At 33.8% G+C, this 471-nt stretch carries 1 pseudogene; it reads left to right on the top strand.

Going from position 1 to position 471, the window contains the following annotated elements:
• A pseudogene (locus RT405_RS10700) lies at positions 1 to 471 on the top strand (polysaccharide transporter); the annotation flags it as partial.

The raw sequence follows: 471 nt of genomic DNA, 5'->3' as shown, positions 1-471 counted from the left end.
TGTACCATCGGATAGGTTCTGTAGTAGTTGAAGGCACAGATAATATTCTTATTTCTTCAATTGTAGGAATTGTATGGGTAGGTTTTTATTCAAATTACTCTTTAATTATCGGGGCAATCAATTCTATCGTAAACCAAATCTTTGAATCGGTCACCGCAAGTGTGGGGAATTTAAATGCAGTTGAAAGTGAAGATAAATCATTCGATATTTATAAAGTTATGCTTTTTCTAAATTTTTGGATTTTCGGTTTTTGTGCTATTTCGCTCTGGGTACTGTTTAATCCCTTTATCACTTTATGGCTAGGCTCCAATTTTGTAATGAACCACTGGATTGTAGCTTTGATCGTAATCAACTTTTATACAAAAGGATTTAGAAAAGCAACCTTGGTGTTTAAAGATGCCTATGGGTTGTTTTGGAATGATCGTTATAAACCCGTAGCAGAAGCAACTGTTAATTTAATTGCTTCAGTAA

Origin of the sequence: Carnobacterium sp. (genome assembly GCF_032094055.1) — a bacterium.
In the GTDB taxonomy this organism is placed as follows: domain Bacteria; phylum Bacillota; class Bacilli; order Lactobacillales; family Carnobacteriaceae; genus Carnobacterium_A.
Note: the sequence above shows the minus strand (reverse complement) of the source record. Positions and strands in the feature narration are given on the sequence as shown.